Source organism: Vibrio panuliri (assembly GCF_009938205.1).
Lineage (GTDB): Bacteria > Pseudomonadota > Gammaproteobacteria > Enterobacterales > Vibrionaceae > Vibrio > Vibrio panuliri.
The window spans coordinates 203,471-219,713 of the sequence record NZ_AP019654.1; the positions used below are offsets into that span (position 1 = coordinate 203,471).

General features: G+C 46.2%; 12 protein-coding genes. 7 read left to right on the forward strand and 5 right to left on the reverse strand.

The features are described from left to right. Window positions 1–158 precede the first annotated feature (158 nt). Window positions 159–2,570, reverse strand: coding sequence for a bifunctional aspartate kinase/homoserine dehydrogenase II (locus GZK95_RS00955; protein WP_075711161.1), 2,412 nt, complete (start codon window positions 2,568–2,570; stop codon window positions 159–161). Next, window positions 2,571–3,749, reverse strand: a complete 1,179-nt coding sequence (locus GZK95_RS00960) for an O-succinylhomoserine (thiol)-lyase (RefSeq protein WP_075714631.1) — start codon at window positions 3,747–3,749, stop codon at window positions 2,571–2,573. It lies immediately after the preceding gene. Window positions 3,750–3,960: 211 nt separating this feature from the next. Between GZK95_RS00960 and metJ the strand changes: the two genes are divergently transcribed. Next, window positions 3,961–4,278, forward strand: a complete 318-nt coding sequence (metJ, locus tag GZK95_RS00965) for a met regulon transcriptional regulator MetJ (protein WP_075711165.1) — start codon at window positions 3,961–3,963, stop codon at window positions 4,276–4,278. A 307-nt stretch (window positions 4,279–4,585) separates the two neighbouring features. Here the strand turns inward: metJ and GZK95_RS00970 are convergent, their stop codons facing one another. Together GZK95_RS00970 and rpmE are read right to left on the reverse strand one after the other, a co-directional pair. Beyond that, window positions 4,586–5,860 carry a malic enzyme-like NAD(P)-binding protein gene (locus GZK95_RS00970; protein ID WP_075714633.1) on the reverse strand — a complete coding sequence of 425 codons (1,275 nt, stop codon included), beginning with the start codon at window positions 5,858–5,860 and terminating at the stop codon, window positions 4,586–4,588. A gap of 219 nt (window positions 5,861–6,079) precedes the next feature. Beyond that, a complete protein-coding gene (gene rpmE, locus GZK95_RS00975; protein WP_075711169.1) occupies window positions 6,080–6,301 on the reverse strand; it encodes a 50S ribosomal protein L31 in 222 nt (73 codons plus the stop codon). Window positions 6,302–6,709: 408 nt separating this feature from the next. On the opposite strand from rpmE, the gene priA reads away from it, so the two are divergent. The 3 genes from priA (at window position 6,710) to GZK95_RS00990 (ending at window position 10,936) form a co-directional block, all read left to right on the forward strand. Next, window positions 6,710–8,911, forward strand: coding sequence for a primosomal protein N' (gene priA / locus GZK95_RS00980; protein ID WP_075714635.1), 2,202 nt, complete (start codon window positions 6,710–6,712; stop codon window positions 8,909–8,911). A gap of 267 nt (window positions 8,912–9,178) precedes the next feature. Further along, on the forward strand, window positions 9,179–10,204 hold the full coding sequence (cytR, locus tag GZK95_RS00985) for a DNA-binding transcriptional regulator CytR (RefSeq protein ID WP_263862215.1): 1,026 nt from the start codon (window positions 9,179–9,181) through the stop codon (window positions 10,202–10,204). A 195-nt stretch (window positions 10,205–10,399) separates the two neighbouring features. Then, the gene (locus GZK95_RS00990; RefSeq protein WP_075711175.1) at window positions 10,400–10,936 is read left to right on the forward strand and encodes an SPOR domain-containing protein; all 537 of its coding nucleotides are present in this window, start codon (window positions 10,400–10,402) and stop codon (window positions 10,934–10,936) included. A gap of 72 nt (window positions 10,937–11,008) precedes the next feature. Here the strand turns inward: GZK95_RS00990 and galE are convergent, their stop codons facing one another. After that, a complete protein-coding gene (gene galE / locus GZK95_RS00995; RefSeq protein WP_075714637.1) occupies window positions 11,009–12,025 on the reverse strand; it encodes a UDP-glucose 4-epimerase GalE in 1,017 nt (338 codons plus the stop codon). 168 nt (window positions 12,026–12,193) lie between these two features. Here galE and hslV point away from each other — a divergent pair, with 168 nt between their 5' ends. The 3 genes from hslV to GZK95_RS01010 all read left to right on the forward strand — a co-directional run bounded on the left by hslV (window position 12,194) and on the right by GZK95_RS01010 (window position 16,194). Then, entirely contained in the window at window positions 12,194–12,751 is a 558-nt protein-coding gene (gene hslV, locus GZK95_RS01000) for an ATP-dependent protease subunit HslV (protein WP_075711179.1), read from the forward strand. Between the two features lie 25 nt (window positions 12,752–12,776). Next, entirely contained in the window at window positions 12,777–14,111 is a 1,335-nt protein-coding gene (gene hslU, locus GZK95_RS01005; RefSeq protein ID WP_075711181.1) for an HslU--HslV peptidase ATPase subunit, read from the forward strand. Between the two features lie 469 nt (window positions 14,112–14,580). Then, complete coding sequence (locus GZK95_RS01010) at window positions 14,581–16,194, forward strand: BCCT family transporter (RefSeq protein ID WP_075714641.1); 1,614 nt, start codon at window positions 14,581–14,583, stop codon at window positions 16,192–16,194. Window positions 16,195–16,243: the final 49 nt, after the last annotated feature.

The following is a 16,243-nucleotide window of genomic DNA, read 5'->3' on the forward strand; positions in this document are numbered from 1 at the left end:
ATACAGTTTGAAGTCAATAAAGTGATTATGAATTATATTCAAGTTGATAATTAGCTTTCCTCAAGTTGCTATCTCAACCGACTTCAGGCGCGGATACTTCTATTTGGTCGCGCTCATAAAAAAGGTGTCGCATTTATCGCGACACCTTCATACACAGGTTAAAGTTGACTAGAGAGTAAGTTCAAGTCGGACTGTATTGCTCCGGCAGTCACCTCTCGCCCCGCCCCCGGACCGCGTATAACGAGTGGGTTATCCTTGTACCATTTGCTTTCAATCGCAAAAATGTTGTCGCAAGGAAGCAGGTTAGCTAAAGCGTGTTCTGGCGTCAGGGCTTCAACCCCGACGCTTGCCTTGCCATTTTTTTCGAGTCTGGCGACGTAACGAAGTACTTTATCTTCTCGTTGGGCTTTACTTAGTCGTTCTGCCAACATCTCACTCAAGATATGACCGTTATCTAAAAAGTCATCGAGGGGCAGATCAACTAACTCTTCCGGCACTAAACTCTCTACTTTGACGCTTTCTGGTTCAATGGTGAGTCCTGACTCGCGAGCAAGAATAACGAGTTTGCGCATCACATCTGAACCATCTAAATCATGGCGCGGATCGGGTTCGGTTAAACCTTGCTGCCAAGCTAGATCAACCAACTCTGCAAAAGGCACACAGCCATCGTATTGCTGAAATAACCAAGACAAAGTGCCAGAAAAAATACCAGAGAGCGCGACGATTTCATCGCCACTTTCGCGTAAATCGCGCACGGTATGATTGATAGGTAAGCCCGCACCAACAGTGGCATTGTAGAGCCAATGGCGATTAATCTTGGCAAATGCATCTTGCACTTGGTGGTAATACTCGCTTGAGGCGGAGCCCGCGACTTTATTCGCAGAGATCAAATGCATGCCTTGCTCGGCTATATCCACATAGCTTTCGGCAAGCTCTTGACTTGCTGTCACATCAATCACTACCGCATCATCGTAGTCTTGAATCGCGCCCAAACGCTCAATCCACTCGCCTGGTTGATAGGCGACGGCTTCAGTATCAAAGCGTGCGTTAGCTTGAGAGGCATCAATGCCATTGGCATCAAACCAATAGGTTTGACTGTCAATAATCGCCACTAACTCAAAGTTCATTCCGCGACGTTTTTCGAGCTCGACTTTTTGTTCAGCAAATAAGTTTAGCCAACTACTGCCGATGTTCCCCTTGCCACATAAGGCAATGGCAACTCGCTTTTGAGCTTGAAACAACTGGCTGTGAACACCTTGCACTAATGGATCGGTATCAATGGTGCGCAACACAGCAACCAAACTTAGCCCAGATGTAGACTCACAGATAAACTCTACTGGTGCGGATTTCAGTTGTTGGTAGAAGCCATAGCAGTGGTTGGGATTCTTGGTTACCCCTGCACCCACAGCTGCCACCATCGAATAACCTTCTTTGAGCTTGATTTCCGCTTCTATTGCACAGTCTTGCAAGAAGCTTAATGCACCGCCGGCAATTTCCTCGGTATACGTTAAACGCAAGCAATGCTGATCATCTTGTGCCTCGTAAGCGAGAGGTTCGAGCTGAGCGCGGGTTAAACTGGCTAAGGTTTCTTCTTGTCGGCGCTGGAAGTTGTGACCAGAAGCGAAGTGAAGTTCGATAATTAGCACATCATCAAGCGAAGAGATTATCTTGGCTCCGCGCCCTGATGCTAATACGCGTTCTATGCGAGTTGAGCCCGCTTCAGGCTCATAGCTGCATCTTAAATGACAATCCATCGTACTTTGTGCGACAGGTTGGAGGGTGCGACTATGCAATACAGGTGCAGCAAGGCGAGCCAGTTCACTGGCTTCATCTAAACGCAATAGTGGGAGCAGACACGCATCGGATACCAAACGAGGATCGGCACTATAGACACCCGCGACATCACTCCAGATGGTGACTCGCGACACCTCGGCCAAGGCACCAATGACAGTCGCAGAGTAGTCAGAGCCGTTACGCCCAAGCAAAACGGTTTGTCCTTGTTGGTTTTGTGCCATAAAGCCCGTGATGACCACCCGGTGATGAGCGTGCTGGGCGAGAATTTCTCTAAACAGTGGGTAAGAAGCTCCGCGATCAACTTCAGGCTGCGTGCCTACTTCTGCGCGCAAAAATGCGCGGGAGTCTTGTGCTCTTGCTGGTAGCTGGTTTTGGTTTAGTAATGCAGCCAATAAACGTGAAGACCAGCTTTCACCATGACCAAGAATACAAGCCTGCTCCGCGTCAGAGAGTGGGGCGGTCAATTCGCCTAGTAGCTTAAACTCATCATTGAGTTGAGCGGTGAGTGTTTGCTGCTCTTCTCCCTCAAGCAATTGTTCAATTAAATCTAACTGGAATTTTTTTAGCTCTTGCAGCGCCTCGTGTGCTAATCGACCATCTTTGTGTAGTCCATCAATAAACTCAATCAACCGATTGGTTGTCTTACCGGCTGCTGAGACGACGATTAAGTCATCTTGCTTAGAATATTCTTTAAGAATATTGACGACTCGTCGGTAGCATTCTGGGTCTGCTAAACTGCTGCCACCAAATTTATGCAGCTGTCTTTCCACGCTCATTTATTTTTCCTCCACAGCCACACGAACGGCTACGTCGAAGGCTTGTTCAAGGTCACTAATAAGATCTTGCACGTCTTCCAGACCAACTGAAAGACGTAATAACTGTTGAGATACGCCAGCTTCGGCAAGGGCAATTTCTCCCATCGCTCGATGAGTCATTGAAGCTGGGTGACAAATCAAACTTTCTACTCCACCTAAAGATTCGGCGAGTGAGAATAACTTAAGTGTCCCGACGAACGTTTTCAGCTGTTCAAAGCTACCTGCAAACTCAAAACTTAGCATTGAGCCAAACCCTGATTGCTGTTTCAGGGCGATTTGATGTCCTGGATGTTCAGGCAAACTCGGATGGAATATCGTGCCCACACTTGGGTGCTTTGTTAGGTAGTCGAGGATTTGCGTTGCGCTCTCTTCATGGACGCGCATACGTGCACTTAGGGTACGCAAGCCACGCAGAGTCATGTAACTATCAAATGGTGTCCCTGTCGCACCGATACAGTTTCCCCACCATGAGAGATCGTCGGCATGTTGTTCTGTTTTGGTTACAATCACTCCGCCAATGACATCCGAATGACCATTAATGAACTTAGTTGTTGAGTGAATAACAAAGTCAGCGCCAAGCTCTAGAGGCTTTTGGTATACGGGCGTCAAAAAAGTATTATCGACCGCAACAAGTGCATCGACAGCATGTGCTTGCTGGCAGACCTGTTCAATATCTACCACTCTAACGAGGGGGTTCGATGGCGTCTCTATTAGCACTAATTTGGGCTTTTTCTCTAATGCTTCAGCCAGAGCTTGTGGGTCGGACTGATCGACAAACAGAACCTTAAAGTCTCCTTTTTGAGCGCGAGTATTAAACAGGCGATAGCTGCCGCCATAGCAATCGTGTGGGGCAATAATAAGATCATCAGGGCCTAAAAAGGCGGTTGCCCATAAGTTCAATGCCGAGGTTCCGCAGTTGGTAATGACAGCACCTTGCCCCGATTCTAATTCGTACAGGGTTTGCTCTAGTAAACCACGGTTTGGGTTACCCGAACGGGTGTAGTCATATTGAGGTACATCGCCAAAAGCGGGAAAACCATAATTGGTAGAGAGGTAGATGGGGGGAACCACAGCATGATGTTGGGTGTCTGATTCTATGCCAGTGCGAACTGCAATAGTAGCAGGCTTGCGGGTACTCATAAGTGTTTCCTTACAAACTATAGTGACTTGTCACTCTGAATGCGATATACCTAGCCAATACACCACATTCACAATCCATTCACTCTACTTTACTTCTCAAAAAATAAGACGTCAAGAAGTCCAGATGTCTAAATGTCTTTGCTTGTAGCCTTAAAAGCCGCTAAAATTATAGGTGGCAATTATCTATGACTAACAATAATGAAGGTGCGCAATGGCAGACTGGAATGGCGAATACATTAGCCCATATGCTGAGCATGGAAAGAAAAGCGAACAAGTAAAGAAGATTACAGTTTCAATTCCATTAAAAGTATTGAAGGTATTAACTGATGAGCGAACTCGCCGTCAGATTAACAACCTACGCCATGCAACGAACAGTGAGCTGCTATGTGAAGCGTTTCTCCATGCATACACTGGCCAACCGTTGCCGACGGATGAAGATCTGCGCAAAGACCGACCTGACGATATTCCAACCGAAGCGAAACAGCTAATGACGGAAATGGGTATTGAGTTCGAAGCATTTGACGAGTAATCGCTAGCATCTTATTGCGATATCTGAATTAAAGCACCAGTTCAGATTATGCGAAAATCAAAGCATTAAAAAACCGCAGCTGAAAACTGCGGTTTTTGTTTTTCAGAGCAAAGATTTTCGAGCTGAGAATCGCAACTATTCATTTCGTAGAGCGTCCATGCCTCAATTTGTCATTCCATAGAGCGCGTAGCGCGAGTAGGGAATCTTGTTTTGCTAGATTAAGCCAGAGATCCCCCAACTCGTTCGTTCCTCACTCTTGAGAATGACAATATAAGGTAACGATGGAAAAGTTAGCTAAACCGCATGGCTATGCCATATACCCTTCAGGCATATCAATACGTGCCACCCCCGAGTCAACAGCAGCTTGTGCAACGGCTTTTGCTACGCGAGGTAGAAGACGGTGATCCATCGGTTTTGGAATAATGTACTCTGCACCAAATTCTAGATGCGCCACTCCTGCTGCGGCAAGAACTTCGGTTGGTACGGGTTCTTTTGCTAATTGGCGAATCGCTTCGACTGCGGCCAGTTTCATCTCATCGTTAATTTCACTTGCGCGAACATCTAATGCACCACGGAAAATAAACGGGAAACACAATACGTTGTTAACTTGGTTAGGATAATCACTTCGTCCAGTACCCATGATCAAATCATCGCGAACTTGATGAGCCAGTTCAGGTTTGATTTCTGGATCTGGGTTCGAACAAGCAAACACAATCGGTTTATCGGCCATCAGTTTTAAAGCATCTTGTGGCATCAAGTTCGGGCCAGAAACACCTAAGAAAATGTCCGCGCCTTCAATCACATCTTCTAAGGTGCGTTTATCGGTGTTGTTGGCGAACAGCTTTTTGTATTCATTAAGATCATCACGGCGAGTGTGGATAACGCCCTTACGATCAAGCATGTAGATCTTCTCACGCATCGCACCGCATTTAATCAACAGCTCCATACATGCCACGGCAGCCGCACCTGCGCCAAGACAGACGATAGTCGCATCTTCAAGCTTCTTGCCTTGCAGTTCAATGGCATTAAGCATTCCTGCTGCAGTCACGATGGCTGTGCCATGCTGATCGTCATGAAAGACAGGTACATCACAACGCTCGATTAACTGTTTCTCAATTTCAAAACAATCGGGAGCTTTTATATCTTCAAGGTTAATGCCGCCAAAGGTATCTGCAATATTTGCGACTGTGTCGACGAACTCTTCAATTGTGCGATGTTTCACTTCGATATCGATAGAGTCTAAACCTGCAAAGCGTTTAAAAAGCAGTGACTTGCCTTCCATCACAGGTTTGGATGCCAGAGGGCCTAAATTACCGAGACCAAGAATCGCTGTGCCGTTGGAAATTACCGCAACCATATTGCCTTTTGAGGTGTACTTGTAGACATTGTCTGGGTTTTGGGCAATTTCACGCACCGGTTCTGCCACACCAGGACTATAAGCCAACGCCAAATCTTTTGCCGTTTCGGCAGGCTTGGTGAGTTCGACTGAAATTTTACCTGCAGTAGGAAGGGCGTGGTAATCAAGAGCTTGTTGGCGGAACTGTTCTTCAGCGGTCAATTCTTGCGGTTGGTCATCTGACATAGAGTTGTTTCTCGTTGTAGTTAATTGTTGAGCAAAAGTTATTCTATACCCAGCGAGTCAAGCTGCATAGGTTAGAATGTGAGAGAAATAACTATTATAGAGATTTTAGAGGCTGATAAGACCAGCTAGATCGCAGAATGGTAAGGAAGAGCAGAGGAACAGTAGGCACAAAAAAAGGACGCCTGAGCGTCCTTTTTGGAATCGGTAAAAAAGTAGTAATTACTTCTTGCCGCTTGATAGAGCACCGAAACGCTTGTTGAAGCGATCAACACGGCCGCCTGTATCAACGATACGTTGCTTACCAGTGTAGAATGGGTGGCACTTGTCACATACGTCTAGGTGGATTGAATCTTTACCTAGAGTAGAGTTGAACTCGAAAGAGTTACCGCAAGAGCAAGTAGCTTGTACTGCTTTGTATTCTGGGTGAATACCAACTTTCATGGGAAAACCTCAAATAGGCCGTGTCGCTATCCGATTCTAAGCCGGACACCACACGTAGTTAATAAAAAGTGTCGCATACCGCTTGGAGAATTATGCACCAAGCCATAATGCTAAGGCGCAGTATAGTAATGAATCCGCCAGTGAGGATCAACAGGTTTGCTTAAATTATTGCTACTTTTTTCGCCATTAGCCAGAGTTGGTTGCTGGATTCCCTGTTAGCTTGCGTTAATTCCCCCTTCTAAGGGTGGCGACAACCGAGTCTTGCAGTCATGGGCTTTTACCAGATAAATGACAACTGTGAATACTCGCCACCTCGATAAGGCTTGAAATCGGTAGGGGAAATAGAATCACCTAGCATTTTGCTTTAGACTGAGTGAGATTTCTAACTCAATACTGATTAACCTATATATGCGTCCTACCATTGCTCGGGTGGCTTTGCCAGTTCCGCTGGATAAGCAATTTGATTACCTCATCCCAAATCACCTTTTTCCGGTGATCGGCGGGCGTGTGTCTGTGCCTTTTGGACCGAAAACCCTTATCGGTATTGTGACTGAATTAGTTAACCATTCGGAATTTAGCCAAAATCAGCTAAAGCCGATCAAGTCGGTATTGGATAGTCAACCTGTCTGGCCTGAATCGCTCTACCAACTACTCAAATGGTGTAGTCAGTTTTATCAATACCCTCTCGGTGATACGCTCGCCAATGCGATGCCGACAGCATTGCGAAAAGGAAAAGCGGCGGACTTTTCTACTTTGGTCGAATGGCAGTTAACTGAGAGCGGTAAAAACCAGTTTGTGCATGGCTTTGGTCGTGCAATTAAGCAAGAGAGTGCAATGCGCGCCTTGGCGCATGGTGCGATATCGCATCAACAACTTCTGGGTCAGGATATTTCAGGAACCACGCTTAAAGCGTTGCAAGCCAAAGGTTGGGTTGAGTCGATCGAGAAGAAGCCGACCGTCAAAGCTTGGCCGGCGAATGTTGAGTCCGATGTCGACAAACCTAAACTTAATCAGGAACAAGCGGTCGCCATTGCCACCGTCAACAGTGCGCAAGGGTTTGGATGTTACTTATTAGAGGGGGTGACAGGCTCTGGTAAGACCGAAGTGTATCTGAACCTGATCAAACCAATACTCGAGAGAGGACAGCAAGCACTGGTTTTAGTGCCTGAAATCGGCTTAACCCCGCAAACTATCAACCGTTTTCGTCAGCGCTTTAATGTACCAGTGGAAGTGATTCATTCTGGTTTAAATGAGACTGAACGTCTCAATGCGTGGCTTAGTGCTCGCGATAAAGTGGCTGGCATTGTGATTGGTACTCGCTCTGCGTTGTTAACCCCGTTTGCAACTCTTGGCATTATTATTGTCGATGAAGAGCACGATAGCTCTTATAAACAGCAAGATAGTTTGCGTTACCACGCCAGAGATGTAGCGGTGATGCGGGCAAACAAAGAGCAGATCCCTATTGTACTGGGCTCTGCCACTCCCGCACTAGAAACTCTGCATAATGCGTTGAGCGGTAAGTACCATCATCTTGAGCTGTTACAACGAGCGGGTAATGCAAAACCCACGACCAACAAAGTACTGGATGTTAAAGGGCTGTATCTTGAGAGTGGTTTGTCTGCTCCTTTGATTGCTGAGATGCGCAAGCATTTAAGCGCTGGCAACCAAGTAATGCTGTTTCTTAATCGCCGTGGTTTTTCACCCGCGCTAATGTGCCATGAATGTGGTTGGATTGCGGAGTGCAAGCGTTGCGATGCCTATTACACCTATCATCAATACAGTAATGAAGTTCGTTGTCATCATTGTGGTTCTCAGCAGCCGGTTATTCATCAATGCCAAGGTTGTGGCTCCACCAACTTGGTGACGGTGGGGGTAGGAACTGAGCAGCTTGAAACCCAGCTTAAAACACTATTTCCTGATTACAAAGCCGTGCGAATTGACCGTGATAGCACGCGTCGAAAAGGCAGTTTAGAAAGCGCGTTAACGGCGATTCGTAAGGGTGAGTACCAAATTTTGATTGGTACACAAATGCTTGCCAAAGGGCATCACTTCCCAGATGTCACTTTAGTCGCATTGCTGGATGTTGACGGTTCACTGTACAGTAGTGACTTTAGAGCATCAGAGCGTTTGGCTCAGTTGTTTATTCAAGTGGCAGGTCGGGCTGGACGAGCAAGTAAGGCGGGAGAGGTGATCTTACAGACTCATCACCCAGAGCATACTTTGCTGCAAGCATTGCTTAATCAGAGTTATCGTCATTTTGCGCAAACGGCATTACAGGAACGTAAATTTGCCATGTTGCCCCCATATACGTATCTGACACTCTTTCGTGCAGAAGCGGGCAATAGCCAGTTAGTCGAGGAGTTTTTGCGTCAGGTTCGTTATACCTTGGAAGCGCATCCTCTGTTTGATGAGTATTGCCAAGTATTAGGCCCCACTCCTGCTCCATTGGCAAAAAAAGCGGGTAAGTACCGCTGGCAGTTGTTACTGCAGACACAAACAAGACCAATGATGCAGCGTCTACTCGCCAGTGCTAAGCCAGCTATTGAGTTGTTGCCTAATAGCAAAAAGGTACGCTGGTCGCTAGATATAGAACCGCAAGATTTAAGCTAGTTGCCATTTTAATATGTCATGTTTACCGAACAAGAAAGTAATTTTGTGACGTAAATCTCGTAGTTAGGTTGGGTTTTGTTAATTCTCCCGTAACTTTATGGCGCGAAATAAATAAACTAGTACAGGTAGCATTACGCATCATAGTGAATACATGATTAGAATATGTACGAATTTGGTTTCATTATGAGTTAGAAACAATAAAGAAGTGAACATTCAGTTCATCAATATTAATCAGGCTTGGGTGGTCTCGGCCGCTAACAAGGGAAAATTAAGAGGGTTACATTTATGGCGACAATGAAGGATGTTGCCCAGCTCGCAGGGGTTTCAACAGCGACGGTTTCGAGAGCGCTGATGAATCCCGAAAAAGTCTCATCGGCAACGCGTAAACGCGTCGAAGATGCAGTACTGGAAGCTGGATACTCACCAAACTCACTTGCGCGAAACTTACGCCGCAATGAGTCCAAAACCATCATCGCGATCGTTCCTGATATCTGCGATCCATACTATACCGAGATTATTCGCGGGATAGAGGATGCCGCAATGGAGCATGGCTATATTGTGTTACTCGGTGATAGTGCTCAGCAGAAAAAACGCGAGAACTCTTTTGTGAATCTGGTTTTTACTAAGCAAGCTGACGGTATGTTGCTGCTTGGAACGGATTTGCCCTTTGATGTTAGCAAGCCCGAGCAAAAGAACCTTCCACCTATGGTGATGGCGTGTGAGTTCGCTCCTGAACTCGAGCTACCAACCGTTCATATTGATAACCTGACTTCTGCGTTTGAAGTGGTCAACTACTTGACTCAACTCGGTCATAAACGCATCGCCCAGATTTCTGGCCCGCAAGATGCGGCATTGTGCCAGTTCCGTCAGCAGGGGTACTTGCAAGCACTACGTCGTGCTGGGATCAGCATGAATCCGTCGTACAGTATTCATGGTAATTTTAGTTTTGAAGATGGCGCCAAAGCAGTACGTCAGTTGTTAACCCTGCCTGAACCACCCACTGCAATTTTCTGTCACAACGATGCAATGGCTATTGGAGCAATTCAAGAAGCGAAGCGTTTAGGCCTGCGTGTACCGCAAGACTTATCCGTCGTTGGCTTTGATGATATTCAGTTTGCTCAATACTGCGATCCACCGTTGACGACGATTTCTCAGCCTCGTTATGAGATTGGTCGTCAAGCGATGTTAATGATGTTGGAGATCTTACGTGGCCATGATGTTCGTACTGGTTCACGACTTCTAGAGACCAATTTGGTGGTACGCAAGAGTGCCGCGCCACCAAGAGTTGTCTAGCTCATCAATATTGACTGAGAGATAGCAGCGTGAGTGTTTGGGCTCGTTATGTTGAGCCCTAACCACACTGCTTATTTTTTGCCATCTTGTGTCAAAGTTTCCACTTCATTCAGTCAGGAAATGGTAGTGACGCTATTATCCAATAGCGTTCTAGATTAAGATATTGCGAGAACTCACTGATTTTGTAGTACAACTGTGGCAAGTAGAGATTACGTAAAACGTGGCGCCAGTAAGAGACCCGCGAAGAAGAAACCGACCCCAAAGCGCAAACCATGGCGCAGTGGTCTAGTCGCGTTGGTGGTACTTGTTGGCTTTGGTTTTGGTCTATATACGTTAAGTCAAGATCCCGAACCGCCAGCGCCCGTTGTTCAAAAAACAAAACCGACCAAGCCTAAAGCTGAAAAAGTGATTCCGCCGCCACCGGAAGAAAAGTGGGACTATGTAGATAGCCTGCCTAACCGTGAAGTGGAAGTGAAGGCTAAAGAGCAAGTGGTCTCTGCGATTCCTTATATTATGCAATGCGGAGCGTACAAGAACGCTGAGCAGGCTGAAGCTCGCAAGTTGGATATTGCTTTCCAAGGCATTAGCAGTGAAGTGCGCAAAAAAGAGGGTAGCTCTTGGTACCGCGTAGTACTTGGACCTTACAAACTTAAGCGTGATGCAGAGCGAGATAAGCACAAACTGCAACGAGCAAAAATCGAACCTTGCGCGATTTGGAAAGAATCACAGTAGCTTAGTCGTGATTATTGATTGAAAGAAAAAGGCATACCATCTTGGTATGCCTTTTCTTTTTTAAGTGTCAGGCTAATCTTCAGGATAACCTTGTGGGTTGCTTGACTGCCAACGCCAAGCATCTCGCGTCATCTCTTCAAGATTGCGTGTTGCCTGCCAATGCAGTTCTCGTTGTGCTTTGCTCGGATCTGCCCAACATTCTGCAATATCCCCCGGACGGCGAGTAACAAACTGGTACGGTATTGGTTTTCCACTTGCTTTCGCAAAGGCATCAATCATATCCAATACACTGTAGCCGTTACCGGTACCTAAGTTGTAGACATGCAAACCTGGCTTCGAGCCAGCGTGCTTAAGTGCAGCAATATGACCATCTGCCAAGTCCATAACGTGGATATAGTCGCGTACGCCAGTGCCATCAGGCGTCGGGTAATCATCACCGAACACTGACACACATTCGCGACGACCAACGGCGACTTGTGCAACATACGGCATCAGGTTATTTGGAATGCCCTGTGGGTCTTCACCCAGTGATCCTGACGGGTGAGAGCCAACAGGATTGAAATAGCGCAGTAGCGTAATACTCCAATCTGGATTCGCGGTTTGGAAGTCGGTCAAACACTCTTCAACAATCAGTTTGCTGCGACCATAAGGATTTGTCGCACTGGTTGGAAATGATTCAGTAATTGGCACCGACGCCGGGTCGCCATATACGGTCGCTGAAGAGCTAAAAATGAGTCGAGTTACACCCGCTTCGCGCATCGCATCGGCAAGTACTAAGGTGCCATGTACGTTGTTGTCGTAATATTCGAGAGGCTTTTCTACCGACTCGCCTACCGCTTTTAAGCCAGCGAAGTGGATAACGGCTTCGATATTGTTGGCTTGCAGTGCGTTGATAAGTGCGTTTTTATCTCGCACATCGGCTTGAATAAACAGTGGTTCAACACCCGTCACGCGCTTAATTCTTTCGAGTACGGCTTTTTTGCTGTTGTACAAGTTGTCGAGTAGCACAGGATTAAAGCCAGCTTCGATAAGTTGGATACAGGTATGGCTTCCGATATAACCAGTACCACCTGTGACTAAAACGTTCATTTCTCGTTGTCCTTTCAAAAAGCCGTTAACTCTGTTTATTGTACATCTTCTGTTTGTCACAACATCTATTTTATTGTTAATGGCAATATTTCCGTTCCCTTGAATTCTCTCTTGCCTATCCTCATATATCTATTTAGAAGCAAATTTAAAAAATAAGAGGCTCTACTCGTGACTACCATTGTATCTGTACGTCGAAATAACAAAGTTGTCATCGCGGGTGACGGACAAGTATCACTAGGCAATACTGTAATGAAAGGTAATGCTCGCAAAGTGCGTCGTTTATACAACGGCAAAGTATTGGCGGGTTTTGCTGGTGGTACTGCTGATGCGTTTACTCTATTTGAGCGTTTTGAAAGTAAGCTACAAATGCATCAAGGTCACCTGACCAAAGCGGCGGTAGAGCTAGCCAAAGATTGGCGTAGTGATCGCGCATTACGTAAACTCGAAGCCTTACTTGCTGTTGCTGATGAAACCGCATCACTTATCATCACGGGTAACGGCGATGTAGTACAACCCGAGCATGACTTGATTGCGATTGGTTCAGGTGGCAACTTTGCACAAGCAGCAGCCACTGCACTGCTCGAAAATACTGAGTTGGATGCACGTGAAATCGCGGAAAAGGCACTGACTATTGCCGGTGATATCTGTGTGTTCACCAACCATCATCACACTATTGAAGAACTAGAAATTCCAGCGGCACTAAGTGCTGAGCAAAACGAAAAATAGTGTCGAAAAATAAAGGAATTTGATTATGTCTGAAATGACTCCTCGTGAAATTGTTCATGAACTGAACCGCCACATCATTGGTCAAGATAAAGCAAAGCGCTCAGTGGCGATTGCACTGCGCAACCGCTGGCGTCGTATGCAGCTTGAAGAAAGTTTGCGTGCAGAAGTGACGCCCAAAAACATTTTGATGATTGGTCCTACGGGTGTGGGTAAAACCGAAATTGCCCGCCGTCTTGCTAAGTTAGCCAATGCGCCATTTATTAAAGTGGAAGCGACTAAGTTCACGGAAGTGGGTTATGTGGGTAAGGAAGTGGAAACCATCATTCGCGATCTTACGGATGTTTCCATTAAGATGACTCACCAACAAGCGATGGAAAAAGTAACCTTCCGTGCCGAAGAGCAAGCCGAAGAGCGTGTACTTGATGCACTGTTACCACCAGCACGTGATGCGTGGGGGCAAAATCAGCAGCAAGAAGAGAGCAGCTCGAATACCCGCCAAATTTTCCGTAAAAAATTGCGTGAAGGTCAGCTTGACGATAAAGAAATTGAAATCGATGTAGCAGCACCACAAATGGGTGTGGAGATCATGGCGCCTCCTGGTATGGAAGAGATGACCAACCAACTGCAAAGCATGTTCTCTAATCTTGCAGGTGATACCAAGAAAAAACGTAAGCTGAAAATCAAAGATGCTTTAAAAGCACTGACGGAAGAAGAAGCTGCGAAACTGGTTAATCAGGAAGAGCTAAAAGAGCAGGCGATCTATAACGTCGAAAACCATGGTATCGTCTTTATCGATGAAATCGATAAGATCTGTAAACGTGGTGAAAGCTCTGGTCCTGATGTGTCACGAGAAGGTGTACAGCGTGACTTGCTGCCTCTGATTGAAGGTAGCACGGTATCCACCAAGCACGGAATGGTTAAAACTGACCATATTCTCTTTATTACGTCGGGCGCTTTCCAGGTTGCCAAGCCATCAGATCTAATTCCTGAACTGCAAGGTCGCCTACCGATTCGCGTTGAGCTTGAAGCCCTTTCAAGCCATGACTTCAAACGTATTCTTACCGAACCAAAAGCGTCACTAACCGAGCAGTATATTGCGCTGATGAAGACCGAAGAAGTGGATATTGAGTTTACTGAAGATGGTATTGTGCAAATCGCAGAAGCCGCTTGGACAGTTAACGAAACCACTGAAAATATTGGTGCCCGTCGCCTACATACAGTGATGGAGCGTTTGATGGATGAGATTTCATTTGAAGCAACCGATAAGTCGGGCAGCAAGATGGTCATTGACGCGGCCTACGTGAAAGAACGTTTAGGTGAGTTTGTTGAAGATGAAGATCTAAGCCGTTTTATCCTTTAATCTTTGCTGAATGAAGCTGTAGTGCTTGTGGCCCAGTTGGCTATTAAGTGCTAGATTCAATGTATATCGCCCCGCCATTTGGTGGGGCTTTTTACTTTTAGCTGATAGGGAAGCTAACTCTTCGTCTTTTGTTAGCGTGAGGAGTTGGTGTGATAAATAACCGGTCATTTCTCGTTTTAAAATGCATCCACACCCATAAAAAACATCAAAATCCGCATAGCCGCCACAGCCGAGATGATATTTTTTATACAAATATTTAACTCAGAGAAACTGACCGCATATTAAGGGCTTATGTAGCAAACTATAAGTAATTTAAAGGCTTAGTTAGAACAAGTGATAAGCAGTTGGTGTGCAATTTAATAAAAGTATCTGTATGATACGTCGCCTTTGTGATCGTTCTCACGCTCTGGATGAGTTGTGAGGGAAATACGCCTAACCCGATAATACGGGCCAATAAAAGCGAGACTCCATGTCTAAAGGCACTTTGGCGGCAGGACTTTCCTGCGTTTCTGAAGGTGAGTATTCATCTTCATCATTTACTCAAACGAGTAAACCTTCTATCCGCTCCCAGTTGGAGCTGTCTAATCCCGTGCTATGGTTAAGTGGCACTTTTCTCTCTATTTTTGTACTGCTTGCGATTGTGGATACAGAGCTTTTGACGACGATGGTCAATACGGGCTTTCATTATGCAACGCGGTGGTTTGGTGGCTACTGGCAAATCCTTCTGTTTGCCAATTTTGTGATTGGTTTGTTTATCGCACTTGGTCAAACTGGCTATGTACGTTTGGGCGGATTAGCGAAACCTGAGATGGAAACGTCGAAATGGTTATCGATAGTCCTTTGCACACTGCTCGCGGGAGGCGGTGTATTTTGGGCCGCAGCTGAGCCGATTGCCCATTTTGTCTCTGCTCCTCCATTTTATAGCAGCAACGATAGTTCGATTGGTTTACGCGACGCCGCCATCAATGCATTGTCACAGTCTTTTCTCCACTGGGGTTTCTTAGCGTGGGCGATTCTTGGCTGTCTATCATCAATAGTATTAATGCACTTGCATTATGACAGAGGGCTACCTCTTAAACCTCGTACGTTGCTTTACCCTGTATTTGGTCAACGAGCTATTTATGGCTGGCTTGGTGACACCATTGATGCGCTGAGTATTATTGCGGTCGCCGCGGGCACGATTGGACCGATAGGTTTTTTAGGTTTGCAGATCAGTTATGCACTAAATGCATTGTTTGGTTTGCCTGATCAATTTGAAACACAAACTTTAGTGGTTGTGTTAGCAATGGCTTGCTACACCTTATCGGCACTGAGTGGTCTGAGTCGAGGTATTCAACTGGTAAGTCGTTACAATATTCTGCTGTCATTGGCGTTGGTGGTGTTCATTCTTTTTGCCGGTCCAACGAGCTTTATTGTCGATGGTTATATCCAAGGGGTAGGGCGCATGGTCGACAACTTTGTACCAATGGCGTTGTATCGTGGCGATACTGGATGGCTGAGTTGGTGGACGGTATTTTTCTGGGGATGGTTTATCGGCTACGCTCCAATGATGGCGATCTTTATCGCTCGTATTTCTCGTGGTCGAACCGTTCGTCAGTTGATTCTGGCGATCAGCATTGCCGCGCCACTGATTACCTGTTTTTGGTTTAGCATTGTTGGTGGCAGTGGCTTAGCGTTTGAGTTGACGAACCCTGGCAGTATTCAAGCGGGGTTTGAAGGATTCAACTTACCAGGTGCGCTGTTGGCAATTACTCAGCAATTACCTTTCCCTATGCTGATCTCGATCTTGTTCTTGATATTAACCACGACATTTATTGTCACGACTGGTGACTCGATGACTTACACAATCAGTGTGGTGATGACAGGTAACAGCCAACCCAACGCACTGATACGTGCATTTTGGGGCTTGGTGATGGGAACCGTGGCGATCGTATTGATCTCGATGGGGGATGGTGGCATCTCGGCGTTGCAATCTTTTATCGTGATTACGGCTGTCCCGACCTCGTTTATTATTCTACCGTCATTGTGGAATGCGCCAAAGATTGCTCAGCAAATGGCGAGAGAACAAGGGCTGCTTTCGTAGCGTTGTTGACCCGATACAAAAATCCCCCAATTAATGGGGGATTTTTTCG

Coding starts and splice junctions, on each gene's coding strand:
- galE (WP_075714637.1), bottom strand. CDS start 12,025: ATGAACGTTTTAGTCACAGGTGGTACTGGTTATATCGGAAGCCATACC.
- GZK95_RS01010 (WP_075714641.1), top strand. CDS start 14,581: ATGTCTAAAGGCACTTTGGCGGCAGGACTTTCCTGCGTTTCTGAAGGT.
- GZK95_RS00955 (WP_075711161.1), bottom strand. CDS start 2,570: ATGAGCGTGGAAAGACAGCTGCATAAATTTGGTGGCAGCAGTTTAGCA.
- GZK95_RS00960 (WP_075714631.1), bottom strand. CDS start 3,749: ATGAGTACCCGCAAGCCTGCTACTATTGCAGTTCGCACTGGCATAGAA.
- priA (WP_075714635.1), top strand. CDS start 6,710: ATGCGTCCTACCATTGCTCGGGTGGCTTTGCCAGTTCCGCTGGATAAG.
- rpmE (WP_075711169.1), bottom strand. CDS start 6,301: ATGAAAGTTGGTATTCACCCAGAATACAAAGCAGTACAAGCTACTTGC.
- GZK95_RS00970 (WP_075714633.1), bottom strand. CDS start 5,860: ATGTCAGATGACCAACCGCAAGAATTGACCGCTGAAGAACAGTTCCGC.
- hslU (WP_075711181.1), top strand. CDS start 12,777: ATGTCTGAAATGACTCCTCGTGAAATTGTTCATGAACTGAACCGCCAC.
- metJ (WP_075711165.1), top strand. CDS start 3,961: ATGGCAGACTGGAATGGCGAATACATTAGCCCATATGCTGAGCATGGA.